Origin of the sequence: Mesorhizobium sp. M0051 (assembly GCF_040323235.1) — a bacterium.
Lineage (GTDB): Bacteria > Pseudomonadota > Alphaproteobacteria > Rhizobiales > Rhizobiaceae > Mesorhizobium.
The window spans coordinates 198,405-221,569 of sequence record NZ_JAMYUT010000003.1 but is presented as its reverse complement, the minus strand read 5'-3'; the positions used below and the strand labels follow the sequence as shown (position 1 = coordinate 221,569).

Below are 23,165 nucleotides of genomic sequence, written 5' to 3'. Positions count from 1 at the left end.
GATGGACAGCAACCTGTCCGCTTCTCGCGAGCGGAAGGGACAAGCCGCTGTCCTGCCGAGTTATTTCAAAGGCAGAAAGAGTTCAACGACCACTTCGCGTAGCGGCCCCTCCGGGAAATGGGACAGATGCCGTTGGCAATAGATCGGAAAGTCGCGTGCTTCCTCGCCGCTCGCCGGAAGCCATTCACGATAAAGGTAAAGTGCTGCGGGCTCGAGATTGTTGGTGTTGCCGGGGTAGCGCAGCACCGCACAGCGCCCGCCGGGGATCACGCCAGCCTTCATCTGCGCGTCATTCGCCTCGATCGGCTGGTCGGTCCCGGCACAAATGTCCATGCTATAGTCAGCCGGGACAGCGGGCTCCCGTTCGGAACGGAAGACGTTGAAGGTCGGGCTTGTCTCGGGCGACAAGCCCGCGGCCTTACGCCAGGCGATGAACCGCTGGATGGTGTCCTGGAGCGTCGCCCGGTCTCCGCGATGCTCCATGATCGCCACCGGCGTCGGAGGCACATTGCGGATCGTCACGTCGTCGTGTTCAAAGATTATCTGCATGAGCGTGTTCCTTGCTTTTTCGAGGGGCCCGAAGGCCATGAGCCACGACCCCCAGTCGGGAGACTTCCGGAACGACGAGGGCGATTGTCCGAACCGTTGCCGAAAGGCGCGGGCGAAGGCATCCGGTGCGTCGTAACCGGCATCCATGGCTATGTCGGTGACGCTCTGGGCGTCACTCTCGGCAAGCCTGTACGAAGCACGCTTCATGCGGGCGAGCTGGACATAGCGATGCACGGACACCCCGAAGGTGGACGTGAACTGCCGGTGGAAATGGTATTTCGAGAACGCCGCGACACCGCTCAACGCCTCCAGGCTCAGATCGTCATCGAGATGCTGGTCTATATGGTCCAGCACTCGCTGCATTCGGGCCTGGTAGTTTTCAAGTGCGGCCTTCAACGTCTCTTCCTCCGTGACGACACCAGTTAGGCCTTTCCGGATATGTCGCGCTCGACCGATCTTGCGATTTGGCATGGATCAACAGGGGCCTGCCAGCAACGGCTTTCAGGCTCCCCCGCGAGGATCGAGCCAAGCTTGCACTGCCTGGGTACGACTATTTCACTGGAAACTGGCTGCAGGCCGCATCGGAGATCTCGTCGCAATAATACTGCGCCAGGAGATCGAGCCCTTCCTGGCCGATGCCCTGGGTCGGCACTTCGCGGGCAAGGCAGCCGCACAGGGCGCCATGGTTGAAATAGGCCGGCGGCCAACCCGCGATCGTCAAAAGCCGACGGCGAGCGTTTCCAGCCCATGGAAGTGGTAAGTGTCGCGGAAGCTTGGGCTTTCGGCAAGATGGAGCTTTGGGTGGCGTTCGAACAGGGTTTTCAGCGACACCTGCAATTCGAGCCGGGCCAGCGGCGCACCGATGCAGAAATGAATGCCGGCGCCGAAGGACACGTTCTTCTGGTCCGAACGGCCGGGCTGAAAGGCTTGCGGTTCGGCAAAGGCGCGCGGGTCATGATTGGCCATGCCCAGCAGCAGCCCGATCGTCTGGCCCGGCTGCACGACGATGCCGGGGCCAACTTCGATCTCCTGGTAGGCGTAGCGCGTGAACATGTGCAGCGGCGCGTCGAAGCGCAGGCATTCCTCGACCGTGGCCGCGGTCGCTTCGGGTGAACCGAAGAAGCGGCTGACATCGCCGCCTTGCGCCAGGATCGAGCGGATGGCATTGCCGGTCTGGTGCACCGTCGCTTCGTGACCGGCATTAAGCAGCAGGATCGCCGAGGACACCATTTCGTCCTCCGACAGTTTTTGGCCGTCCTCCTGCGCCGAGATCAGCAGCGACAGCAGGTCGTCGCCGGGGTTCTTGCGCCGCTCGTTGACGCAACCGTGCAGGAAATCGGCGAATTCGCCCGCCGCGCGGTTGGCCGTCTCCTCGGTTTCGCGCGTGCGGCCATGCATGTACATGGCAACCATTCGGTGCGACCAGTCGAGCAGTTGCGGCCCCATCTCGACCGGCACCCCGAGCATTTCAGCAATGATGGTGATCGGCAGCGGCGCCGCGAAGGCCGGCAACAAGTCGACGGTCTTGCCCGGTTGGAAACGGTCGATCAACTCGTTGGCGAGCGCTTCGACTCGCGGCCGCAGCCGTTCGACCTGCCGCGAGACGAAGGCGCGGTTGACCAGTGTTCTGAGCCGCGTGTGCACCGGCGGCTCCAGTTCCAGCATCGAATTGGCTTCGATGCCGTCGAATGCGCTGAGATGGCTGCGGTCCTCGCCGATGCCGCGGCTGTCTGGAATGCCGGCAGGGTTCTGGCGGCCGAAGCGGCGGTCGCGCAGCAGCCGGTTGACGTCGTCGAAGCCGCCAAAGCACCAGAAGCCGAATTCTTCCCAGAAGAATGCATTCGATGCGTCGTGCAGAAAGGCATAGGCCTCGTACGGGTTTTGAAAAAAGGCCGGCTCGTGCGGGTCAAGCCGCAGGCGTCGAGTGGCGGGATCAAAGGCCAGGGCGGGTGGCGTCAATTTGCTCATGCCAGACCAATAGCGCGGCTTGCCAGCCGGGTTCCAGACCGTATGTTGGCGCCGAACAGCCCAATGCGTTGAGCCAGCCGGACCGGCTGCGGAAAGACTGATTTGATGAATGTGATCGTTGTCGGCGCGGGCATTGCCGGTCTCTCCACCGCGTGGTCGCTGGTCAAGGCAGGTTACAGTGTTTCGATCGTCGAGCAGGGACCGATTCCCAATCCGCTGGCCGCGTCGGGTGACCACCATCGCATCATCCGCCGCGCCTACCGCGCCGGAACCGGTTACGGCCGGCTGATCACCGAAGCCTATGCGGCCTGGGACGAGATGTGGGCCGATCTCGGCGAAAGCCACCTCGATGCGCGCGGATTTGTCTGCATTTCGCGCGAGCCGGGCGACGAGGCCGAGGAATACCGCGAGGGCCTCGAAGAGGGCAATTTTCCTTTCGAATTGCTGGAGCCGGACGCGGCGGTGAAACGCTGGCCGTTTCTCGAGCCAGGCACGTTCCGCTATGCCTATTATTCGCCGGAAGGCGGCGCGCTCCACTGCCGCAAGATAGCTTCCGGCCTTGCCGCCTGGCTGCGTGCCAACGGCGCCAATGTGTACGAGCACAGCAAAGTGACGGCAATCGATGCCGAAGCCGGCCGCCTCGTGCTCGAAAGCGGCGACACGATGCAGGCCGACCGCATCATCGTCACGGCAGGAGCGTGGGTGTTGAAACTATTCCCGGAGCTGGACGGCGAACTGAAGACCTATCGAACCGCGCTCGCCTATGTCGAACCGCCGGCCGACTTGAGAGCGGCCTGGCAGGTTTCACCGGTTGTCCTCGATATCGGCGGCGCGGTCGACGGCTATGTGATCCCGCCCTCCGGCGGCGCCGGTATGAAATTCGGTTCCGGGCTGCACAGGGTGCCGACCAGCGATGCCGATTGGAACCGTCAGCCGGTGGCGGGCGAAGGCGAGGCGATCCGTAACCTGTTCTCGCCGCCGATCGCCCGGATCGAGGAATACAGGGTGACCGAGGTCGTCACCTGCGCCTACACCTTCACATCAGACGAGAAGTTCTTCGCCCATGAGCGAGGAAAATGCCTGATCGTTTCGGCCTGCTCCGGCCATGGCTACAAGTTCGGCGCGGCGGTTGGCCGGCGCGTTGCCGCCGCCGTCGGCAATCGCGATGTCGCCGGCCTGAAGCGCTGGCTGCGAGCGGAGGTGGCCTGAACGCCGCCGGCGGCCAACCTAGTCCTGGCAATGCCTCGGACGCGGTCAAGAAACAGCTACCCTGCGGTAATGGCGGTACGGCTATAGGCTCGCAGGAGCACCTGCCCTGCGAATCCTTGGTCAGGAAGCTTGATTCGACTTACCCAGATGGCTAGGAGGGGTCGGCCTTGCACAAGGATGAGCCGGCATCCTATTTACGGAATACCGATCCAGAACCGATTCTGCCCGATCTGCCAGCACTGCCGGCGCCGGAATCCCACCGCGAGATAAGAGATATCTGATGAAAAACCCCGTCGAAACCTACATGAACCTCGTTCCGATGGTGGTCGAACAGACCAATCGCGGCGAGCGGGCCTATGACATTTTCTCGCGTCTCCTCAAGGAGCGCATCATTTTCATCACCGGTCCGGTCGAGGACGGCATGGCGACGCTGGTCTGCGCGCAGCTGCTGTTCCTCGAAGCCGAGAATCCGAAGAAGGAAATCAATCTCTACATCAACTCGCCGGGCGGCGTCGTCACCTCAGGCATGGCGATCTACGACACAATGCAGTTCATCAAGCCGGCCGTGTCGACGCTTTGCATCGGCCAGGCGGCCTCGATGGGCTCGCTGCTCCTGACCGCCGGCCACAAGGACATGCGCTTTGCCACGCCGAACGCCCGCATCATGGTTCACCAGCCTTCCGGTGGTTTCCAGGGCCAGGCGTCCGACATCGAACGCCATGCGCAGGACATCATCAAGCTGAAGCGCCGCCTCAACGAGGTCTACGTCAAGCACACCGGCAAAAGCTACGAAGAGATTGAAAAGACGCTCGACCGCGACCATTTCATGACCGCCGACGAGGCCAGGGAGTTCGGCCTCATCGATAAGGTCATTTCGTCGCGCGAGGCGGCAGAAGTCGCTCTGGTATAAGGGCTTATTGGCAGCTGGATGGCGCCATCACGCGCTTTTGGCGTGTCTTGCGGCATTTCGGCCACAATTGGCTGTTCCCTCGGGGGACAGGATTGCCTACGTTAAGCCTATGTTGAGTTTCGGCGGCTTAGCTTTATGCGGGGTTGTCGCGAATCATTGCCACGTTTTCTGATTTGTGTTTCGTAGGGAAGCGTTGCGGGAGCCGGGACACACTGGCGGCGGCGGATTCCCGCGATAGATAGAGAATGCGCCCTTTCAGCCAGACCATCGGCGGGCGGCCATGAAAGGACATGAAAATGAGCAAGGTCGGCAACAACAGCGGCGATTCGAAGAACACGCTTTACTGCTCGTTTTGCGGCAAAAGCCAGCACGAAGTGCGCAAGCTGATCGCCGGTCCGACGGTCTTCATCTGCGACGAGTGCGTCGAGCTTTGCATGGATATCATCCGCGAGGAGAACAAGACCTCGATGGTGAAGTCGCGCGAAGGCGTGCCGACACCGCAGGAGATCCTCAAGGTTCTCGATGACTATGTCATCGGCCAGCCCTACGCCAAGCGCGTGCTGTCGGTGGCGGTCCACAACCACTACAAGCGCCTCGCGCATGCCGGCAAGAACAACGATGTCGAGTTGGCGAAGTCCAACATCCTGCTGATCGGCCCGACCGGTTGCGGCAAGACGCTGCTTGCGCAGACGCTCGCCCGCATCATCGACGTGCCCTTCACCATGGCTGACGCGACGACGCTGACCGAAGCCGGTTATGTCGGTGAGGACGTCGAAAACATCATCCTCAAGCTGTTGCAGTCGGCCGACTACAATGTCGAGCGGGCCCAGCGCGGCATCGTCTACATCGACGAAATCGACAAGATTTCGCGCAAGTCGGACAACCCTTCGATCACCCGCGACGTGTCGGGCGAGGGCGTGCAGCAGGCGCTGTTGAAGATCATGGAGGGCACCGTCGCCTCCGTGCCGCCGCAGGGCGGCAGGAAGCATCCGCAGCAGGAGTTCCTGCAGGTTGACACCGCCAACATCCTGTTCATCTGCGGCGGCGCCTTCGCCGGGCTGGACAAGATCATCTCGGATCGCGGCCGCAAGACGTCGATCGGCTTCGGTGCCATTGTCGCCTCGCCCGAGGATCGCCGCACCGGCGATGTCTTCCGCCTGGTCGAGCCCGAGGATTTGCTGAAATTCGGTCTCATCCCCGAGTTTGTCGGCCGTCTGCCGGTCCTGGCGACGCTGGAAGATCTCGACGAGCCGGCACTGATCCAGATCCTGACCGAGCCGAAGAACGCGCTGGTCAAGCAGTACCAGCGGCTGTTCGAGATGGAGAATGTCGACCTGACCTTCCACGAGAACGCGCTGTCGGCGATCGCCAAGCGCGCCATCGAGCGCAAGACCGGCGCACGCGGCCTGCGTTCGATCATGGAAGCGATCCTGCTCGATACGATGTTCGAACTTCCGGCGCTCGAAGGCGTGCGCGAGGTCGTGATTTCGGAGGAGGTGGTGACCGGCAGCGCCCGGCCGCTCTATATCTACTCCGAGCAGAAGGAAAAGAAGGGCAATGTCAGCGCCTGACATGAGCTCGCAGCGAAGTTCTGAAACGGCGCCGCAAGGCGCCGTTTTGCTGTCGCGCAGGTTTTTTTGCAGGACGTTCGGTGTGGTCGTCGCAAATGTGTCACTTGCGGGCACGCTGGAGCTACGGATTTGGACTCGCCCCTTGATCTTTGGGGATCGTGCATCCAACTAAATGGAGAAGGCCGAGGTGCCCGATTTCTGTGCTGTAAAAATCCCGTCACAAACGATGGTAGGCGGAACGATCCCCGGTCGTTAATATAAGATTCGCGGTTGGCTGATTGGCGGCCGCGACATGAAAGGTTGGACAATGGCCAAAATATCCAAGGCACCCAGCGACGGCGTCTTCGCAGTCCTCCCACTGCGCGACATCGTGGTATTCCCGCATATGATCGTTCCGCTCTTCGTCGGGCGTGAGAAGTCGATCAAGGCGCTGGAAGAGGTGATGGGTCAGGAAAAGCAGATCCTGCTTGCCACCCAGATGAATGCCGCAGACGACGATCCCGAGCCCGATGCCATCTTCGACATCGGCACGCTCGCCAATGTGCTGCAGTTGCTGAAGCTGCCCGACGGCACCGTCAAGGTTCTGGTCGAGGGCGCCTCGCGCGCGAAAATCGTCTCGTTCACCGACCGTCCCGACTTCCATGAAGCCCGCGCCTCGGCATTGGTCGAGCCGGACGAGGAAGAGGTCGAGGTCGAGGCGCTGGCTCGTTCCGTCGTCACCGACTTCGAGAACTACGTCAAGCTGAACAAGAAGATCTCGCCCGAAGTGGTGGGTGCCGCCAGCCAGATCGACGACTATTCCAAGCTCGCCGACACGGTCGCTTCGCATCTCGCCATCAAGATCCCTGAAAAGCAGGAAATGCTGGCCACGCTCTCGGTGAAGGAGCGTCTGGAAAAGGCGATGGGGTTCATGGAGGCCGAAATCTCGGTCCTGCAGGTGGAGAAGCGCATCCGCTCGCGCGTCAAGCGCCAGATGGAGAAGACGCAGCGCGAATACTACCTCAACGAGCAGATGAAGGCGATCCAGAAAGAACTCGGCGAGGGCGAGGACGGCCGCGACGAAGCCGCCGAGATCGAGGCTCGCATCAAGAAAACCAAGCTCTCCAAGGAGGCCCGCGAAAAGGCGGAAGCCGAGTTGAAGAAGCTCAGGACGATGTCGCCCATGTCGGCCGAATCGACGGTCGTGCGCAATTATCTCGACTGGATCCTGTCGATCCCGTGGGGCAAGAACTCCAAGGTCAAGCAGGATCTGGCTTTCGCGCAGAACGTGCTCGACACCGACCATTTCGGCCTCGACAAGGTCAAGGACCGCATCGTCGAGTACCTTGCCGTGCAAAGCCGTCAGAAGAAGCTGAAGGGGCCGATCCTGTGCCTCGTCGGCCCTCCCGGCGTCGGCAAGACGTCGCTCGGCAAGTCTATCGCCAAGGCGACCGGTCGCGAATTCATCCGCATGGCGCTTGGCGGCGTGCGTGACGAGGCCGAGATCCGTGGCCACCGCCGCACCTACATCGGCTCGATGCCCGGCAAGGTCATCCAGTCGATGAAGAAGGCGAAGAAGTCCAACCCGCTCTTCCTGCTCGACGAGATCGACAAGATGGGCCAGGACTTCCGTGGTGATCCGTCGTCGGCTCTGCTCGAGGTCCTCGATCCCGAACAGAACTCGACGTTCATGGACCATTACCTCGAGGTCGAATACGACCTGTCGAGCGTGATGTTCGTGACGACGGCGAACACGCTGAACATCCCTGCGCCCTTGATGGACCGCATGGAGATCATCCGTATCGCCGGCTACACCGAGGACGAGAAGATCGAGATCGCCAAGCGGCACCTGATGCCGAAAGTGGTGCGCGACCATGCCCTGCAGCCGAAGGAGTTCTCCGTCGGCGAGGACGCGATCCGCGCCATCATCCAGACCTACACCCGTGAAGCGGGTGTCAGAAGCCTGGAGCGCGAACTGATGAAGCTCGGCCGCAAGGCGGTGACCGAGATCCTGAAGACGAAGAAGAAGACGGTGGACATCACGGCGGCGAACCTCGCCGACTACCTCGGTGTTCCGCGGTTCCGCTTCGGTCAGGTCGAGGCTGACGATCAGGTCGGTGTCGTTACCGGGCTCGCCTGGACGGAAGTCGGCGGCGAGCTGCTGACGATCGAAGGCGTCATGATGCCCGGCAAGGGCCGCATGACGGTGACGGGCAATCTGCGCGACGTGATGAAGGAATCGATATCGGCGGCGGCTTCCTATGTCCGCTCCCGTGCCATCGATTTCGGCGTCGAGCCGCCGCTGTTCGACAAGCGCGACATCCACGTGCACGTTCCGGAAGGTGCGACGCCCAAGGACGGACCGTCGGCAGGCGTGGCGATGGCGACCGCAATCGTCTCCGTTCTGACCGGCATTCCGGTCAAGGCGGATGTGGCGATGACCGGCGAGATCACGTTGCGCGGCAGGGTTCTGCCGATCGGCGGCCTGAAGGAGAAGCTGCTTGCCGCATTGCGCGGCGGCATCAAGAAGGTGCTGATCCCGGAAGACAACGCCAAGGATCTGGCGGACATTCCGGACAACGTGAAGAACGGCATGGAGATCATTCCGGTCGCACGGGTCGGTGAAGTGTTGCGCCACGCGCTGGTGCGTATGCCGGAGGCGATCGAATGGATCGAACCGGTAAATCCTCCGGCCGCGACCGACACCACGGACGATGCCGGGAAGACGCTTGCCCACTAGAGCGCCGCGCGTCCGCTTGGACGAGCAAAGGACGCTCTAGTACTTGGACTTGCGCATGGCCCTTTCCGAAAACCGGCTGCGTTTTTCGGAGCCATGCGTTGGTTTTCGCCAAGGTTGCAATGCATAAACAGAGAGCCGGGCTTCGCGCCCGGCTTTTTCATGTGAAAAACCCCGGAATTCCGGGCTTTTTCCGCTTTTTTCACGGCTTTGCGACTTGGTTGCGGCAACGCTTCTTTCTAAAGTCCGTTTCCTGCCGGATGAGTCGTAAGTTCCGGTGTTCTCATGGAAGGGAATTTTTATGAACAAGAACGAACTGGTGTCCGCTGTCGCCGACGCCGCGAGCATTTCGAAGGGTGACGCGCAGTCGGCGGTGGATGCGGTATTTTCCGTGATCAGCGGCGAACTGAAGAAGGGCGGCGATGTCCGGCTTGTCGGCTTTGGCAATTTCACCGTGTCAAAGCGTGCGGCGTCGACCGGCCGCAATCCTCAGACCGGCGCCGAAGTGAAGATCCCGGCACGCACCGTGCCGAAGTTCTCGGCCGGCAAGGGCCTCAAGGACGCAGTCAACTAAGCGCCTTTTTTCTTTTCAGAGACCAGAAAAGCCGGGCTTGCCCGGCTTTTCATTTTTGTGCCCGACGCCGATGCGCATGGCGACTGGGTTATGCGGTCGGCGCCTCAGTGCGCATGAGGCCTTCCTTCTTGAGATCGGCCCAAAGCGCTGCGGGCAGTTTTGCATCGAGCAGCGAACGGTTGCTCTCGACTTCGCTCGGCCGCTGGCCACCGGGGATCACCGAGACGACCGAGGGGTGCAGCAGCGGGAATTGCAGCGCGGCCTCGATCAGGCGCACGCCGTGGCGCTTGCAGACGCTTTCGATGGCGGCGACCCGGTCGAGGATGTCCTTCGGCGCTTCGGAATAGTTGTAGTGTGCGCCGGGCTTCGGTCCCGTCGCCAGGATGCCGGAGTTGTAGGGCCCGCCCAGAACGATGCCGATGCCGCGCGCCTGGCAAAGCGGCAGGAAGGATGTCAGCGCCTCCTGTTCGAGCAGCGTATAGCGGCCGGCAAGCAGGAACAGGTCGAAATCGCCGCGCTCGGCCAGCGTCTGCGCAACCTGCCACTCATTGATGCCTCCGCCGAACGCCTTGATCACGCCCTGGTCGCGCAGCGAGAGCAAACCGTAATAGCCGGAGCGCATGAATTCTTCGATGCGCCGGTCGGACGCTTCCTTGCTGCCATGGGTGAAGATGTCGACATCGTGCACGAAGAGGATGTCGATACGGTCGACGCCGAGGCGCTCCAGCGAGGCTTCGAACGAGCGCATCACGCCGTCATAGCTGTAGTCGTACACCTCGCGGCGCGATGGCGTGTCGAAGAACTTGCCGATGCCGGTGCGCTCTTCAGGCGGGCAGACGCGCATGATACGGCCGACTTTGCTCGACAGCACATAGTCGTCGCGCTTCTTGCCGCGCAGGAAAGGGTTGAGCCGGGTTTCCGACAGGCCAAGCCCGTAGAGCGGCGCGGTGTCGTAGTAGCGGCAGCCGGTCGCCCAGGCGGCCTCCAGCGTGGCGTTGGCATCCTCGTCCGAGACGGCACGGTAGAGATTGCCAAGCGGCGCCGTGCCGAAGCCGAGTTCGGTGAAGCTGATGCCGCCATTGCCGATGCGGTCGAAATGCCGTGTCTTCATATCCTGCCGTTTGCCTCACTTGATTTGTCTGCATGACATTATCATGCCTGTGATCAGGCAAAAGCGCCGCGCAGCGTTGGACACGCATTTTCGCGATTGCTAGCATGAACGAAATCAAGCTGTTCGTGGCAGCAAGAGCGGCAAATCCCAGGGTGTTTTCGATGGCAGGTTTGCGGTGAGCGACAAGAGCAAAGGCCTGTTCGGGACCGCGCTTGACGAACTCGGCGGCGTGCTGGCGCGCGTTGACGAGCGCCGGATCGATGCTGCCTGCAAGATGCTGGCCGGCGCCAGGCAGATCGTCGTCTATGGCTGTGGCCGCGAGGGTTTGCAGGTCAGGGGCTTTGCCATGCGGCTCTACCATCTTGGCCTGCCGGTCGCCGTGGTCGGCGACATGACCACGCCGCCCCTGGGGCCAGGCGATGTCTTCCTGGTCAGTTCCGGACCCGGAGAAACCTCGACCGTGCTGACCCTCATGCAGGTCGCGAACGATGCAGGCGCGACCAACCTGCTGCTGACGGCCCAGGACGATGGCAGCGCGGCAAAGCGCGCCGATTTCACGCTGCTCATTCCAGCGCAGACCATGGCCAGCGACCAGGGAGCGCGGAAGACGTCGGTGCTGCCGATGGGCTCGGTCTTTGAAGGCGCATTGTTCCTGCTGTTCGAGGTGATGGTGCTGAAGCTCAAGGATTTGACCGGCGCGTCGCCGGACGCCATGCGCGCCCGCCACACAAACATGGAATAGATCATGCGCTACGAACTGATGCTGCCTCACCAGATCCGCAGGGCGATCGCCGAGAACTGGCCGGTCGCCCTCCCGCTTGGCGTGCTCGAATACCATGGCGAGCACATGGCCGTCGGCATGGACACGCTGGCCGTCATCAAGACCCTGGAGCTATTCGAAAAGGAGAGGGACGTCGTCATCCTGCCACCCTTCTACTACGGTTCTGCGAGCTACGCTGTGGCGCCGCCGGAGGGCAGCGGCTCGGTGCAGGTCGGCGGCAATGCGCTGGCGCCGTTCGGCGAGGAGCTGTTCTACAGCCTGCTGCGCATAGGTTTTCGCAACATCCACGCCATCATCCACCACCAGACCGAGAATTTCACCGCCGGCATGCCGACCGATCTGGCGTTCAAGACCGCCGGCCGCCAGGCGATCTTCCGCTTTCTCGAGAAGGAACGCGGCGAAGGCTGGTGGGGCTCCGAGGCGATGGCCGACTACTATGCCGAGCACGCCGAGGGCGCCAATTTCTTCAACTGGGTGCAGGTGCATCCGCTGATGTCGGCTGATATGAATGGCAAGTACCCGTTCGATCATGCCGGCATTGGCGAGACGTCGCTGATGCTGGCGCTATGCCCGGAGGCTGTCGATACCAACCACTTCGAAGACAATACCGGCTGGTATACGGCGAGTGCCAAGGATGCTTCGGCGGAGCTCGGAGAAAAGGGCGTCGCAATGATCATGGATCACCTGCGCACGATCCTGAGACGCTAGCAGACAAAGCCGCTATGCAGCGATCCTTCACACCCCCCTCTGTCCTGCCGGACATCTCCCCCGCAAGGGGGGAGATTGGATGCCGCCAAGACTTTCGCCAATCGCCAATGTCGGAAGGCTGGCGGAACGCATGAGCTGCCGATCTCCCTCCTTGCGGGGGAGATGGCCGGTAGGCCAGAGGGGGGTGCTGCCCCGCCGAGGTCGAAAATTTACAGATCAGGGGCGCGAGGCCGCCCCCTCCCGCTCTACTTCACCGCTCCCGCGGTCATGCCCATGATCAGATAGCGCTCGAGCGCTATGCCGATGACAGCGAGAGGCGCGATGGCCGCCGTCGCAAGCGCCGCCATCGACCACCAGTTGATGCCTTGCGAGCCGGTCTGGCTCGCCACCATGACGGGGATGGTCTTGGCATCGGTCGAGGTCAAAAGGGCGGCGAAGAAATATTCATTCCAGCACAGCACCATCGCCAGGATGAAGGCGGCGACCATGCCGGGCAGCGCGATCGGCATGACGATGCGGAAGAAGGCTCCCCAGATCGACAACCCGTCAACGAGCGCTGCTTCCTCGAGCTCGACCGGGATGGAGTTGAACTGGTCGCGCATGATCCAGATGACGATCGGCAGCACCATCAGCGTGTAGAGCAGGATCAGCCCGACGCGCGTGTCGAGCAGGCCGACTTCACGGTAGAGCACCAGGAAGGGCAGAGCCAGCACCACCGGAGGCAGGATCAGCTGCGACAGGAAGAAGAACGAGATGTCCTCGTTCTTGAACCAGGCGAAATGGTAGCGATAGCGGGTGAGCCCGTAGGCGGCGAGGCTGCCGATGACGATGGCCAGGCTCGATGCGCCGACCGAGGTGATCACCGAATTCATGAAGCGCTTGAGGAACTCCTCGCGCACCGTCGAGGTCTGGAAGATCGAGTCCGGCGACAGGCCGAGCGAGCGCCAGCCCTTCCAGTCCGGCTGGAAGTCGACGAAGGGGATCAGATGGCCTTGGGTGACGTCGACCGCGGTCTTGAACGAGGTCGTGATCGTCCAATAGATCGGGAACAGGCAGACGAACGCCCAGAAGGCCAGCGCCGCATAGATGAAGAAGCGGCTGGCGAGGAAGCTCGCCGGCGAGCGGATCTCCGAGGCTACATATTCGGTGGTCAGTACGCTCATCTTGCTTCAATTCACCCGATCTTGCTTCAATTGATCCGCCCTGCTTCAATTCACATTGCGCACGAAGCGGTTGGCAAATTTCAACAGCCACGTGACGAATACGATGATGATCACCAGATAGGCCATCGCCAGCATGGTTCCGTAGCCGACATTCGAGCGGTCGCGGTATTCGCGATAGATGAAGCTCGACACGGAATCGGTAGCGCCGCCCGGGCCGCCCGATGTCACCGTGATGATGATGTCGGCAAGCTTCAGCTTGAAGATGATGCGCAGGATCACCGCCGTCACCGACACCGGCAGCATCAGCGGGAAGGTGACCTGCCAGAAGGTCTGCCACACATTGGCGCCGTCCACGCGGGCGGCTTCGAGCACCTCGCGCGACATCGCCTGCAGCCCGGCCAGCAGCATGATCATCATGAACGGAATGAACGTCCAGGCATCCAGCACCATGATTGCGATGCGCGCGATGATCGGGTCGCTGAAGAAGGCTGGATTCTCCCAGCCGAGATGGCGCGCCAGCGTCGCTGCCGGTCCGAAGCGGTATTCCATCAGCGATTTGCCGATCATCCACGACACCGCGACCGGCGACAGCATCAAGGGCAAGAGGAAGACGACGCGGAAGAATTTGCGCGCCCGGATCTGCGCGTTGAGCAACAGCGCCAGGCCGAAGGCAATGACATATTCGACCGCCACCGCCAGCACATAGAGCACCATGTTGAACAGCGCATTGCGGTAATAGGGATCGCCCAGCATCTGCCAGAAATTGGCGAGCCCGTTGAACTTGCGGCCAGAGAAGGAACTGAGATTCCAGTCGGTGAGCGCGATGTAGAAACCGAACAGCGTCGGGAAGATCACCATGGCGATGGTGAACAGCAGCGCCGGCAGCAGGAACAGCGCACGCTGGCCGTCTTCGCCGCGCGTCAGCACCTGGCCGATGCCGATAGCCACGCCCCACAGCACATAGGCGTAGACGACCGGGCGCCAGGTTTCGAAGCCGACGGTGTCGGCTTCGGTCTTGTACAGGATCTCCAGCGCGATCACCGCCAGCAGACCGAGAGTTGCAGCAGCCATCAAAGCCCAGCCCAGGCGTTTGCGGCTCGGTGAAATCAGATCGTAAGGGGCGGCGTCTGCCGGCCACGCATTGGTGGGCAAAGTCTGGTTAGCCACGCGTCCCGTCCGTTCACAGAAGGCCCTTTGCCGGCCGTCAGGTCCGGCGGCTTTGCGCCGCCGAACCACGGTTTATAAGCCAGCCTACATGCCGAGCGAGGCCTTGTAGAGCTTGATCTGGTTGTCGCGGCCGATCTGATCGGTCAGCTTCTCCCAGGCCGCCGCAATGGCGTCGGCGCCTTCCTGCGCCTTCATCTTGCCGGCGAAGGTGTTGGCCAGGATGTCCTCGGCGGCGCTGTAGTATTGGAAGATGCCGGGGATGCGCGGCTCGATCGCCGCATTCGGATGGTTGTAGCTGTCGGCCTCCGACTTGAGGTAGGAGGTGATGAACGCCTCGTCGTAGCCGGCCGCCACCCATTCCGGAATGTCGAAATGGGAATTGCGGTACGGCTGGAAGCCCGATGGATATGCGGCGCACCAGAGCGACAGGTCCTTGCCGCCGAGATGGGCTGCCGCAGACCAGGCTGCCTTTTTCTTCTTCTCGTCACTGTCGACGCGGGCCATGACATAGACGCCCCAGCCGAGATAGGCGCAGTTCGGCGCATAGTTAGGGCCGCTGGCCAGTTTGTCCCACTTGCCAGTTTTGGAATTGTAGACATCGTCGGAGCCTGGCAGGATCGAGAAGCCTGTGACATCGCCGACGACCGACGAATCGTTAGTTTTCGCATTCGAGCCCGCGTCTCCCCACCAAGCTAGCATCGAACCGGTGCCGCCCAGGAATTGGGAGAAACAGGTCTGGTTCGGGTCGGCATTGATTTGATCTTGCGGCTCGGAAGGCAGCGCATCGATCACGTCCTGGATCGCGCGCACCCAAGCCGGGTTGTTGACGCGCGGTTTCATGGTATCCGGATCGAATAGCCACGCCTTGTCATCCGGATGCTTGGCATAGGCGGAGGCGCGGCTGCCGAGGAAATAGAAGCCGAAGCCGCCCCAGGGCTTGGGCGCGTCGAGGTAGCCGTAGACGTCCTGGCCCTTCATCTGCTTGCCCTTGAGGAACTTGGTCACTACCTGCACCTGCTGCCAGGTCTTCGGCACGCCCCATTCCGTCAGGCCTGCCTTGTCGCCGCTATCGGCTTTCCAGGCTGCTGCCAGATCAGAGTCGGAGAACACGTCGGTGCGGTAGTTGAAGTTGTGCGCGTCTCCGTCGACGGTAACGCGATACTGCTTGCCGTTCCAGGTGCCGACCGGCGGCTTCAGATAGGCCACCAGATCATCCATATCGATCTGCTTCCTGACCCAGTCGGGCATCTCGGAAGTGAGGCCCTTGCCGCAGACATCGCCTTCGAAAGGCGCGCCCATCTCGACGATATCAAAGTCGATTGTGTTCGTGGCGATAGCCTGCTGCAGGCGCGGATTGTAGTCAGCCTGCGCCAGGTCGATCCAGTTGATCTTGGCCCCGGTATAGGCCTCCCACGGCTTCAGGAAGCCGCGGAACAGCACATTGTGCAGGTTCTGGTTGTTGAGGCCCATGAAGGAGAGCTCGACGCCGGCGAATTCGCCTTCCTTGACGTTGGCCTTGGTGGCTTCGAGGCAAAGCTCGCCGACCTTCTGGAAGTCGGCATCGGTCGGCTGACCCTTGCCGACGCCGGGGATCTGCAGGATTTTGGAGCGAAGTTCGCTTGCAGCGGAAGCCGGGCGCGTCAAGGCGCCGAGCCCTGCACCAGATGCCGCTGCGATTGCGGCCATGCTGGCCGCACCCTTCAATATGTCGCGCCTTGTGGCGCCGGCACGAACCAGTTTCTCGTAAAGATCCGTTCTCATTGCCTGTTCCTCCCAGAATTCAGTGTGAATAAGTGACCAACTGTCGGACGCTGGAGCGCCAACGATGCTCCCGTTCGGAAACGAATTAGGCAGGACCCCACCCTGCGGCGATTAAAGTTCCGATTGCGGATCGGGTACCGACATTTTGACCAGCAGCTGCCACTATTCTCGCAACCAAACGCCGTGTCAACGAGAACGGGTTTACCTGTATCAGACTGACTTGCCCTGACCGGTCGCGTTGGTTAGCTTCTGCGCCTACGGCTAATGGAGCCGGCGGGGGAGATATGGCGCAAGTCGCGATCAGCAAGGTGGCCAAGGCATTCGGAACCGTCAAGGTTCTGCACGAAGTCAGCGTCGACATCTCAGACGGGCAGTTCGTGGTTCTGGTGGGGCCTTCGGGTTGCGGCAAGTCCACGCTGCTCAGGATGGTTGCCGGGCTGGAGACGGTCTCCGGCGGCACGATCGCCATCGGCGACCGGATCGTCAACCATCTGCCGCCGGCCAAGCGCGACATCGCCATGGTGTTCCAGAACTATGCGCTTTATCCGCACAAGACGGTCGAGCAGAACATGGCCTTTGCGCTCAAGCTGCGGAAAACCGATCCGGCCGTGGTCGCCGAGCGGGTCAAGCGCGCCGCCGACATCCTCGACCTCAATCCCTACCTGAAGCGCTATCCGCGCCAGCTCTCCGGCGGGCAGCGCCAGCGCGTGGCGATGGGGCGCGCCATTGTGCGAAATCCCCAAGTGTTCCTGTTCGACGAGCCGCTCTCCAATCTGGACGCCAAGCTGCGCGTACAGATGCGCACCGAGATCAAGGAACTCCACCAGCGGCTGAAGACCACCACCATCTACGTCACCCATGACCAGATCGAGGCCATGACCATGGCCGACAAAATCGTCGTCATGCGCGACGGCCGCATCGAGCAGGTCGGCGCGCCGCTGGAACTGTTCGACCGACCGGCCAACCTGTTTGTCGCCGGATTCATCGGCTCGCCTTCGATGAACCTGCTCAAGGGCGTCATGCGCAAGGGTGCGAAGCCAGGTGTCGATATTGCGGGCACGCTGTTCCCGGTTGCATCGGACAATGCCGCACAGGACGGCCAGGCCATTGTCTATGGCGTGCGCCCGGAACACCTCGAAATCCATCCCGATGGCGTGCCGGCGAAGATTTCGGTGGTTGAGCCGACCGGCTCTGAAACGCTGGTCTTCCTGCGCTTCGGCGAAGGCGAGATGGTGGCGCTGTTTCGCGAGCGCCACGACTTCAAGCCGGGCGACACGCTCACGCTGAAGCCGCGGCTCGACCAGATCCATCTTTTCGACGCCGAGACCGGCAAGCGTCTCTGATCTCAATCGGACTTCACGAGGAATATCATGCTCAAAGGCATCAACCCGCTGCTCAATGCCGACGTGCTGCAGGCATTGCGGGCAATGGGGCATGGCGATGATCTGATCATCGCCGACACCAATTTTCCGTCCGATTCGGTGGCGCGCCAGACCGCGCTCGGCCGCCTTCTGCGCATCGATGCGTCGGCCGCGGAGGTCGCAAAGGCGGTGCTGTCGCTCTACCCGCTGGACACGTTCGTCGACGACTCCGCCGCGCGCATGGAGATCGTCGGCAAGCCAGACGAGATTCCCGCTGTGCAGAACGAGGTACAAAAGGAAATCGACGCGGCCGAGGGCAAGTCGTGGCCGATGGTAGCGGTTGAGCGCTATGCCTTCTACGAGCGCGCCAAGCAGGCCTATTGCGTCATCCAGACCGGCGAGCGCCGCTTCTATGGCTGCTTCGCCTTCCGCAAGGGCGTCGTGCCTCCGGATGCGGAGTAGCGGCGTGGCTTCGGGCAAGCCTGTCGTCATATTGGGTGTGTTCGTCGCCGACACCGCCTACAGGGCACTGCGGCAGCCGCGCATGGGCGAAACGATCCTCGGGACATCCTTCACGCTGGGGCCGGGCGGCAAGGGCTCAAACCAGGCGGTTGCCGCCGGCAAGCTTGGCGCCGATGTCACCTTCCTCACCCGCCTCGGCGTCGACCCCTTCGCCGACATGGCCAGGCAGACCTGGGCGCAGGCGGGCGTCAAGAATGCCGTCATCGACACACCGGAAAGCTATACCGGTGCCGCCTACATCTTCGTCGAGGAGACGACCGGCAACAATGCCATCATCGTCAGCCCCGGTGCCGCCATGCTGATCTCGCCAGCCGACATCGAAGCCAATGCCGGGCTCATCCGTAGTGCCGGCGTCTTCGTCACCCAGCTCGAACAGCCGATCGAAGCAGCTATGCGAGCGCTGGAGATCGCACGTGGGGCAGGGGTGACGACGATCCTCAACCCGGCCCCGGCGGCAAAACTTCCCGACCGCATCTATGCGTTGTGTGACTATTTCACGCCCAACGAGACCGAGACGGAGGAATTGACCGGGATGAAGGTGTCCTCCGTCGACGAGGCGCGAGCCGCCGCGGACAGGCTGCTCGAAATGGGTGTCGGCACAGTCATCGTCACGCTGGGTGACAAGGGCGCGCTTTTACACTCGAAGGGCCGCTCCGACCATATTCCCACCGTCAGTGCGGGACCGGTGATCGAAACAACCGGGGCGGGCGACGCCTTCAATGGCGGCCTGGCCGCGGCACTTTCGCGAGGCGTGGAGCCGTTTCAAGCCGTGCGCTTCGCCTGCGCCGTCGCCGGAATTTCAGTGACGCGACCAGGGACCGCGCCGTCGATGCCGACGCTTCAGGAGGTCGAGGCGCTGCTGGCGAGGGGATAAGGTTAGGGCTGCTCGGATTGCAAGGCTGGGCACGCGACCGCCAACCGATGTTCTTCAGCTTCATTCCTGACAACGAAGGCCGTGATCAGGCTCGCAATCGCTGTAGAGGCCGGGCCGTTTAGGCCATGCCCGCTGCCTCACGGTGGCGGGCTTCTGTCAACGCGACACGGTGCTGACAACGAACGATTTCAAGGTTGCCCTCGGGTGCTCCGGTGGCAGGACAGCTCCGCGGAGTGTCATTATATTAGCACTAAACGATATATTAACAGCCGTGATGCAGCCTTTCCACATCACGGGGGAAAACACGTCCTCGTCGACGTTTCCGGTGGGACGGTCGACCAATGCGGAGCAAACGCATGAGTGTCGGAGCAGCTCTCGAACAATTGCTGCGGTTGATTCATCGCCGAGCCATGAAATTAGCGGCGATGCCGGAGGATGAAAGGGATTCACACTACGATCTCATCCGCCTGTCATGTTGCGCAGCCGCCGAACGCATTGGCCAAAGTCCCGACAAGGCCGCCATTACGGCAAATGATATGGTTGAATTTGTTCGCGCACTGGTCGGAATCATCGAGGTAGGCTGCGGGTCAGACCAAAGGCCAAGTGACGATCGACCGGCCGCATCATCGGCACGGCATTTTGGCAGCCGGGAGAATGGCGCTGCGCGCATCTAGGGGGGGCGCGCTTCAAGCGGCAGCAGTCGTCCGCGAATTCTTCGCAGCCTGCTACATGGTCCGATTGCCTGACAAGGCCGAAGCCTACTTAGCGCGAAAACCATTTAACTATCAGTAAGTTAAATGGCGCGAGTGACGGGGCTCGAACCCGCGACCTCCGGCGTGACAGGCCGGCACTCTAACCAACTGAGCTACACCCGCGCATGGCGAACACGTGTCAGCCGTGTTCGTCGTTGGGGCGCTGGATAAGGGGTTCGCCACCGGGTGTCAAGCGTGACGGCACAGCATAACAGCAAACAGGAGAAGGTTTTTTGACAGCCGGCCTTTTGTTGGCAAAACCGGTATCCAACCAGAGCGCTCTGCGCTCATTTGGCCTTGCGAAGCCGATCCCGACCGCTTAAAGGTCCGGCCCGGAGCGGGCGATTAGCTCAGTTGGTAGAGCGCTTCGTTTACACCGAAGATGTCGGCGGTTCGAGCCCGTCATCGCCCACCATATGCAAATTTCAGGGCAATTGGCCTGTCACGCCCCCAGCGGCCTCGATGCGTGAGAAGCCAGCGCACCTTCCGACAGGATTGCAGCATCGTTTGATGGAACTCTTTCGGCAATGCTCTTGTCGGCTGATGCCGTCGCGGTACTTCTCCTGAAGGGGTGAATGCTGCGCTGTCAACAGGAGCCGACCATGAAACACCAGACGCTTCACGAGCTGCGAACAATCGCAGACGTCAATCCCTTGGCGCAAAGCGCCATCATGACCAGAACGCAAAGGATCGAACGTTGGGCAGAGCTCCTCGAGCGGCAACCCGCGCGATGCCTTGGAGCACTGACCGGCACCGAACATCTGCATCCGAAAGTCCGCGCGGAAACGCGAACGGCGGGGTCGGCGATCACCGTTGCGTTCGAGGATCCGCTGCTGCGTGCCGCGGGTCTCCAGGGTGATAGCTACGGGGAAGCAAAACGTTTCTTCAAGCTGAGCGATGGGCAACTGCACGACATCGTCTGCAGCTGCCATATCGGGGCAACGATGCAAGCCAGCTGGGCTGCCGCCAGGGTGCGCAAGACCATCCGTGGAAGCAGGCTGATGGCCTGGCTGCGGAACGTGCTGGTACACTGAAGCCGCTTTGCACAAGCATCTAAACGGTGCGGTGATTGTCGACGGATGTTTCAGCGACATTACGGCGCACCGGCCAGCGCAGGCCGCTCATGCGCCGTTGAAGGACTTCGACGAAGCAAAGCGCTGCTTTCGCTGTAAGCAGTAAGCGTCATTTTGGCCTTCGCATCACCTTCCACTAAGGCGATATGAGCGGGCGCACCTCGCCACTGAAGAGAGCCCGAGCAAGACCAGGGGAGCACGTCACCTGATCCGTCGCCCGCGGCAGACGTGAAAAAGAACGCCGAAGAGATTGCCGAAAATGCCGGGCCAGCCTCATCCTGGAGAATTCTTCGACGGTGCTCGGTCGCCCGGGAACTTGTCTCCGGCAGGTGGGTTATCGAGTGCCTCGCACTTTTGCGGAGGCTGCTACCAACCCAGCGGGAGACGATTATGGCAACCACGAAGAAAACAACGAAAGCGGCAAGGAAGGGTCTTGAGGACCTATTCCTCGATGGACTGAAGGATCTCTATTATGCCGAGAAGAAGATACTGAGGACCCTGCCCAAGATGGCCAGAGCGGCGGAATCGGAAGAAGTGACCGCCGCCTTCGAGAAACACCGGATGGAAACGGAAGGCCATGTGGATCGCCTCGAGGAAGTGTTCGAGAAAATCGGCAGGTCGGCACGCGGCAAGACCTGTCCTGCCATCGACGGCATTGTCGAAGAGGGCTCGGAAGTGCTGGAGGAATATGAAGGCGCGCCCGCACTTGACGCCGGACTGGTTGCAGCCGCGCAGGCAGTCGAGCACTACGAGATTGCTCGATACGGCACTCTGATTGCCTGGGCCGAACAGATGGGTAAGAGAGACGTCGCGGACTTGCTCAATGCCACTCTTAAGGAAGAGATGGCGACCGACGAAGCGCTTTCCAGGCTGGGCGAGGGGGGTGTCAACGAGCGCGCTCTGCAGCAAGCTGCGTAGCCCGATTGCGATCGGCGGAATCCCTGCGACGCGTCGGGCTTCCGCCGTCTTATCTCTTCTCTCGGAAGTTGGTCGGCGTTCGTTGTCACGCCGACCACGGCGCGGGCCCCGCCCTGAGGGACAGACTGGGTCGCTGCGCTATATGCGCCCGAGGAGAGCCAGGATGATGATGATAATCAACACCAGTCCAAGCCCACCGCCGCCGTAATAGCCGGTGCCATAGAACGGCCCGCCGCCTAGGCCGCTGAGGCCGCCGAGCAAGGCAAGTACCAGTATGATGATGAGAATAATTCCGAGGATGCTCATGTCCTCTCCATTTTGCCAACGCGTGCGTTCGCCGCGTATTTTGATGAAGATGACTATGGAACGCGCAGCAAGCCGTCCTGTTCCCAGCGGCGGCCCGAACACGCGATTGATATAGGCGGGAACAATCAGCCTGCAGAGCGCTGGAGAGAAAGCAGCGAGAGGGCGAGAGCCACGAAACCGCCCAGCTTTATGGCGGCGACAGCCACGGAGCAGCGTATCAGACTGGGCTTGATTATGGATATCAGCGTGGAAAGGCCCGCCATGCCTTCGGCGCGGCGGGCATGTGTCCCCGTCAGGTCAGGATAAGGACGATCTTCAGCGTATTCGGGTCGACGATCACGATGCGGCCATCGGCCAGCACGAAGTACTCGTAGCCCTCATAGGCTGGGACAATCTTGACGATACGGGCAGGCAGACGATGCAGCCGAACCTTTTTCCTGGGAATCTCAACGCCTACGCTGATGTCGAAGGTCACATTCGACACCGGTTCGACCCTGGTCTCATGGATCACGTTGACGATCTGCGTCTTCTGTTCGACCGTCACGTTGTTGATGGACGCGGTCGAGGTGTTGTCCTGGGTCGAGGTTTTGCCTTGGGCCTGCTGATTGGTGGTCATGCCGGCTTTGCCCTGCGCCTGCTGGTTGGTCTGGGTCGACGCCTTGCCTTGGGCCTGCTGGTTGGTGGTCATGCCGGCTTTGCCCTGCGCCTGCTCGTTGGTCTGGGTCGAAGCCTTGCCCTGGACCTGTTCGCCCTTCTTCGAGCCCTTCTTGCAATTGGGCATTCCAGCTGTGCAGTTGGTGCCGGCCTGATCCTGCGCCTGCTGCTCGGTGGTTGCGCCAGCCTTGCCCTGGGCCTGCTGCTCGGTAGCGCCGGGCTTGCCCTGGGCCTGCTGCTCAGTCTTCGCATTGGCCTTGCCCTGGGTCTGCTCTTCGGTCTTGACCTTGCCCTGCGCCCGCTGGCCCATATTGGAACCCTTCTGACATTTGGCGGTACCCATCGTGCATTTGGTATCGCCGCCCGACTGGTTGTCCACAGGTTGCTGCGTCTGGGCGAGTGCCGCCCCGCAACTGACGCCAAGCGCCAGCATGCTGGTGATCAGAACGCGTTTCATGGGAATTCTCCTTGAACGTGTGAGTCCCTTCGCGGGGTAGAACTCTGACCCAAAAACTTT

Annotated in this window: 23 protein-coding genes and 2 tRNA genes; 14 read left to right on the top strand and 11 right to left on the bottom strand. The window is 61.6% G+C overall.

Annotation, left to right across the window (positions count from 1 at the left end; genetic code table 11):
- Nucleotides 1–60: 60 nt before the first annotated feature.
- The 3 genes from NKJ90_RS04885 to NKJ90_RS04875 all read right to left on the bottom strand — a co-directional run bounded on the left by NKJ90_RS04885 (nt 61) and on the right by NKJ90_RS04875 (nt 2,517).
- Complete coding sequence (locus tag NKJ90_RS04885) at nt 61–945, bottom strand: AraC family transcriptional regulator (RefSeq protein ID WP_352485745.1); 885 nt, start codon at nt 943–945, stop codon at nt 61–63.
- A gap of 154 nt (nt 946–1,099) precedes the next feature.
- Nucleotides 1,100–1,270 carry a hypothetical protein gene (locus NKJ90_RS04880; protein ID WP_023759843.1) on the bottom strand — a complete coding sequence of 57 codons (171 nt, stop codon included), beginning with the start codon at nt 1,268–1,270 and terminating at the stop codon, nt 1,100–1,102.
- On the bottom strand, nt 1,267–2,517 hold the full coding sequence (locus NKJ90_RS04875) for a cytochrome P450 (protein ID WP_023759842.1): 1,251 nt from the start codon (nt 2,515–2,517) through the stop codon (nt 1,267–1,269). The genes NKJ90_RS04880 and NKJ90_RS04875 overlap by 4 nt, the downstream gene beginning before the upstream one ends.
- Nucleotides 2,518–2,622: 105 nt before the next feature.
- On the opposite strand from NKJ90_RS04875, the gene NKJ90_RS04870 reads away from it, so the two are divergent.
- From NKJ90_RS04870 to lon, 4 genes are all read left to right on the top strand, one after another.
- Nucleotides 2,623–3,726: an NAD(P)/FAD-dependent oxidoreductase gene (locus NKJ90_RS04870; protein WP_023759841.1), complete on the top strand. Its 1,104-nt coding sequence runs from the start codon at nt 2,623–2,625 to the stop codon at nt 3,724–3,726.
- A gap of 280 nt (nt 3,727–4,006) precedes the next feature.
- Nucleotides 4,007–4,636 (top strand): ATP-dependent Clp endopeptidase proteolytic subunit ClpP, encoded by a 630-nt coding sequence (gene clpP, locus NKJ90_RS04865; RefSeq protein ID WP_023759840.1) that lies wholly within the window; start codon nt 4,007–4,009, stop codon nt 4,634–4,636.
- Between the two features lie 296 nt (nt 4,637–4,932).
- Nucleotides 4,933–6,207 carry an ATP-dependent Clp protease ATP-binding subunit ClpX gene (gene clpX / locus NKJ90_RS04860; protein WP_023759839.1) on the top strand — a complete coding sequence of 425 codons (1,275 nt, stop codon included), beginning with the start codon at nt 4,933–4,935 and terminating at the stop codon, nt 6,205–6,207.
- A 307-nt stretch (nt 6,208–6,514) separates the two neighbouring features.
- Nucleotides 6,515–8,926, top strand: coding sequence for an endopeptidase La (gene lon / locus NKJ90_RS04855; RefSeq protein WP_352485743.1), 2,412 nt, complete (start codon nt 6,515–6,517; stop codon nt 8,924–8,926).
- 36 nt (nt 8,927–8,962) lie between these two features.
- On the opposite strand, the gene NKJ90_RS04850 is transcribed toward lon, so the two are convergent.
- Nucleotides 8,963–9,232 (bottom strand): hypothetical protein, encoded by a 270-nt coding sequence (locus tag NKJ90_RS04850; protein ID WP_156938561.1) that lies wholly within the window; start codon nt 9,230–9,232, stop codon nt 8,963–8,965.
- Here NKJ90_RS04850 and NKJ90_RS04845 point away from each other — a divergent pair.
- Entirely contained in the window at nt 9,225–9,497 is a 273-nt protein-coding gene (locus NKJ90_RS04845; protein WP_015318196.1) for an HU family DNA-binding protein, read from the top strand. The two genes, NKJ90_RS04850 and NKJ90_RS04845, sit on opposite strands and share 8 nt — an antisense overlap.
- Before the next feature lie 88 nt (nt 9,498–9,585).
- Here the strand turns inward: NKJ90_RS04845 and NKJ90_RS04840 are convergent, their stop codons facing one another.
- Complete coding sequence (locus NKJ90_RS04840; RefSeq protein WP_023759837.1) at nt 9,586–10,608, bottom strand: aldo/keto reductase; 1,023 nt, start codon at nt 10,606–10,608, stop codon at nt 9,586–9,588.
- Between the two features lie 175 nt (nt 10,609–10,783).
- Between NKJ90_RS04840 and NKJ90_RS04835 the strand changes: the two genes are divergently transcribed.
- Nucleotides 10,784–11,350, top strand: a complete 567-nt coding sequence (locus NKJ90_RS04835) for an SIS domain-containing protein (RefSeq protein WP_023759836.1) — start codon at nt 10,784–10,786, stop codon at nt 11,348–11,350.
- Between the two features lie 3 nt (nt 11,351–11,353).
- Nucleotides 11,354–12,097 (top strand): creatininase family protein, encoded by a 744-nt coding sequence (locus NKJ90_RS04830; RefSeq protein WP_352485741.1) that lies wholly within the window; start codon nt 11,354–11,356, stop codon nt 12,095–12,097.
- A 245-nt stretch (nt 12,098–12,342) separates the two neighbouring features.
- Here NKJ90_RS04830 and NKJ90_RS04825 read toward each other — a convergent pair whose 3' ends face one another.
- The 3 genes from NKJ90_RS04825 to NKJ90_RS04815 all read right to left on the bottom strand — a co-directional run bounded on the left by NKJ90_RS04825 (nt 12,343) and on the right by NKJ90_RS04815 (nt 16,188).
- Nucleotides 12,343–13,260 carry a carbohydrate ABC transporter permease gene (locus NKJ90_RS04825; protein ID WP_023759834.1) on the bottom strand — a complete coding sequence of 306 codons (918 nt, stop codon included), beginning with the start codon at nt 13,258–13,260 and terminating at the stop codon, nt 12,343–12,345.
- A 45-nt stretch (nt 13,261–13,305) separates the two neighbouring features.
- Nucleotides 13,306–14,427 carry a carbohydrate ABC transporter permease gene (locus NKJ90_RS04820; RefSeq protein ID WP_031260347.1) on the bottom strand — a complete coding sequence of 374 codons (1,122 nt, stop codon included), beginning with the start codon at nt 14,425–14,427 and terminating at the stop codon, nt 13,306–13,308.
- Nucleotides 14,428–14,511: 84 nt separating this feature from the next.
- A complete protein-coding gene (locus NKJ90_RS04815) occupies nt 14,512–16,188 on the bottom strand; it encodes an ABC transporter substrate-binding protein (RefSeq protein ID WP_023759832.1) in 1,677 nt (558 codons plus the stop codon).
- A gap of 284 nt (nt 16,189–16,472) precedes the next feature.
- Here NKJ90_RS04815 and NKJ90_RS04810 point away from each other — a divergent pair, with 284 nt between their 5' ends.
- From NKJ90_RS04810 to NKJ90_RS04795, 4 genes are all read left to right on the top strand, one after another.
- Nucleotides 16,473–17,531, top strand: a complete 1,059-nt coding sequence (locus tag NKJ90_RS04810) for an ABC transporter ATP-binding protein (protein WP_023759831.1) — start codon at nt 16,473–16,475, stop codon at nt 17,529–17,531.
- A 27-nt stretch (nt 17,532–17,558) separates the two neighbouring features.
- Complete coding sequence (locus NKJ90_RS04805) at nt 17,559–18,011, top strand: RbsD/FucU family protein (RefSeq protein WP_023759830.1); 453 nt, start codon at nt 17,559–17,561, stop codon at nt 18,009–18,011.
- A gap of 4 nt (nt 18,012–18,015) precedes the next feature.
- Nucleotides 18,016–18,945: a ribokinase gene (gene rbsK / locus NKJ90_RS04800; protein ID WP_023759829.1), complete on the top strand. Its 930-nt coding sequence runs from the start codon at nt 18,016–18,018 to the stop codon at nt 18,943–18,945.
- Between the two features lie 356 nt (nt 18,946–19,301).
- Nucleotides 19,302–19,619, top strand: a complete 318-nt coding sequence (locus tag NKJ90_RS04795; protein ID WP_156938560.1) for a hypothetical protein — start codon at nt 19,302–19,304, stop codon at nt 19,617–19,619.
- A gap of 124 nt (nt 19,620–19,743) precedes the next feature.
- Here the strand turns inward: NKJ90_RS04795 and NKJ90_RS04790 are convergent.
- A tRNA-Asp gene (locus NKJ90_RS04790) sits at nt 19,744–19,820 on the bottom strand.
- 216 nt (nt 19,821–20,036) lie between these two features.
- On the opposite strand from NKJ90_RS04790, the gene NKJ90_RS04785 reads away from it, so the two are divergent.
- The 3 genes from NKJ90_RS04785 to NKJ90_RS04775 all read left to right on the top strand — a co-directional run bounded on the left by NKJ90_RS04785 (nt 20,037) and on the right by NKJ90_RS04775 (nt 21,688).
- Nucleotides 20,037–20,112, top strand: a tRNA-Val gene (locus tag NKJ90_RS04785).
- A gap of 187 nt (nt 20,113–20,299) precedes the next feature.
- A complete protein-coding gene (locus NKJ90_RS04780) occupies nt 20,300–20,731 on the top strand; it encodes a hypothetical protein (protein ID WP_023759827.1) in 432 nt (143 codons plus the stop codon).
- A gap of 429 nt (nt 20,732–21,160) precedes the next feature.
- Nucleotides 21,161–21,688 (top strand): YciE/YciF ferroxidase family protein, encoded by a 528-nt coding sequence (locus NKJ90_RS04775; protein WP_023759826.1) that lies wholly within the window; start codon nt 21,161–21,163, stop codon nt 21,686–21,688.
- Nucleotides 21,689–21,826: 138 nt separating this feature from the next.
- Here the strand turns inward: NKJ90_RS04775 and NKJ90_RS04770 are convergent, their stop codons facing one another.
- Both NKJ90_RS04770 and NKJ90_RS04765 read right to left on the bottom strand, forming a co-directional pair.
- The gene (locus NKJ90_RS04770) at nt 21,827–21,994 is read right to left on the bottom strand and encodes a DUF3309 family protein (RefSeq protein ID WP_023759825.1); all 168 of its coding nucleotides are present in this window, start codon (nt 21,992–21,994) and stop codon (nt 21,827–21,829) included.
- 292 nt (nt 21,995–22,286) lie between these two features.
- Complete coding sequence (locus tag NKJ90_RS04765; RefSeq protein WP_352485737.1) at nt 22,287–23,105, bottom strand: DUF1236 domain-containing protein; 819 nt, start codon at nt 23,103–23,105, stop codon at nt 22,287–22,289.
- Between the last annotated feature and the right edge of the window lie 60 nt (nt 23,106–23,165).

Coding starts and splice junctions, on each gene's coding strand:
- clpP (WP_023759840.1), top strand. CDS start 4,007: ATGAAAAACCCCGTCGAAACCTACATGAACCTCGTTCCGATGGTGGTC.
- NKJ90_RS04775 (WP_023759826.1), top strand. CDS start 21,161: ATGGCAACCACGAAGAAAACAACGAAAGCGGCAAGGAAGGGTCTTGAG.
- NKJ90_RS04840 (WP_023759837.1), bottom strand. CDS start 10,608: ATGAAGACACGGCATTTCGACCGCATCGGCAATGGCGGCATCAGCTTC.
- NKJ90_RS04780 (WP_023759827.1), top strand. CDS start 20,300: ATGAAACACCAGACGCTTCACGAGCTGCGAACAATCGCAGACGTCAAT.
- NKJ90_RS04765 (WP_352485737.1), bottom strand. CDS start 23,105: ATGAAACGCGTTCTGATCACCAGCATGCTGGCGCTTGGCGTCAGTTGC.
- lon (WP_352485743.1), top strand. CDS start 6,515: ATGGCCAAAATATCCAAGGCACCCAGCGACGGCGTCTTCGCAGTCCTC.
- NKJ90_RS04815 (WP_023759832.1), bottom strand. CDS start 16,188: ATGAGAACGGATCTTTACGAGAAACTGGTTCGTGCCGGCGCCACAAGG.
- NKJ90_RS04770 (WP_023759825.1), bottom strand. CDS start 21,994: ATGAGCATCCTCGGAATTATTCTCATCATCATACTGGTACTTGCCTTG.
- NKJ90_RS04825 (WP_023759834.1), bottom strand. CDS start 13,260: ATGAGCGTACTGACCACCGAATATGTAGCCTCGGAGATCCGCTCGCCG.
- NKJ90_RS04870 (WP_023759841.1), top strand. CDS start 2,623: ATGAATGTGATCGTTGTCGGCGCGGGCATTGCCGGTCTCTCCACCGCG.
- NKJ90_RS04810 (WP_023759831.1), top strand. CDS start 16,473: ATGGCGCAAGTCGCGATCAGCAAGGTGGCCAAGGCATTCGGAACCGTC.
- NKJ90_RS04830 (WP_352485741.1), top strand. CDS start 11,354: ATGCGCTACGAACTGATGCTGCCTCACCAGATCCGCAGGGCGATCGCC.
- clpX (WP_023759839.1), top strand. CDS start 4,933: ATGAGCAAGGTCGGCAACAACAGCGGCGATTCGAAGAACACGCTTTAC.
- NKJ90_RS04795 (WP_156938560.1), top strand. CDS start 19,302: ATGAGTGTCGGAGCAGCTCTCGAACAATTGCTGCGGTTGATTCATCGC.
- NKJ90_RS04845 (WP_015318196.1), top strand. CDS start 9,225: ATGAACAAGAACGAACTGGTGTCCGCTGTCGCCGACGCCGCGAGCATT.
- NKJ90_RS04875 (WP_023759842.1), bottom strand. CDS start 2,517: ATGAGCAAATTGACGCCACCCGCCCTGGCCTTTGATCCCGCCACTCGA.
- NKJ90_RS04805 (WP_023759830.1), top strand. CDS start 17,559: ATGCTCAAAGGCATCAACCCGCTGCTCAATGCCGACGTGCTGCAGGCA.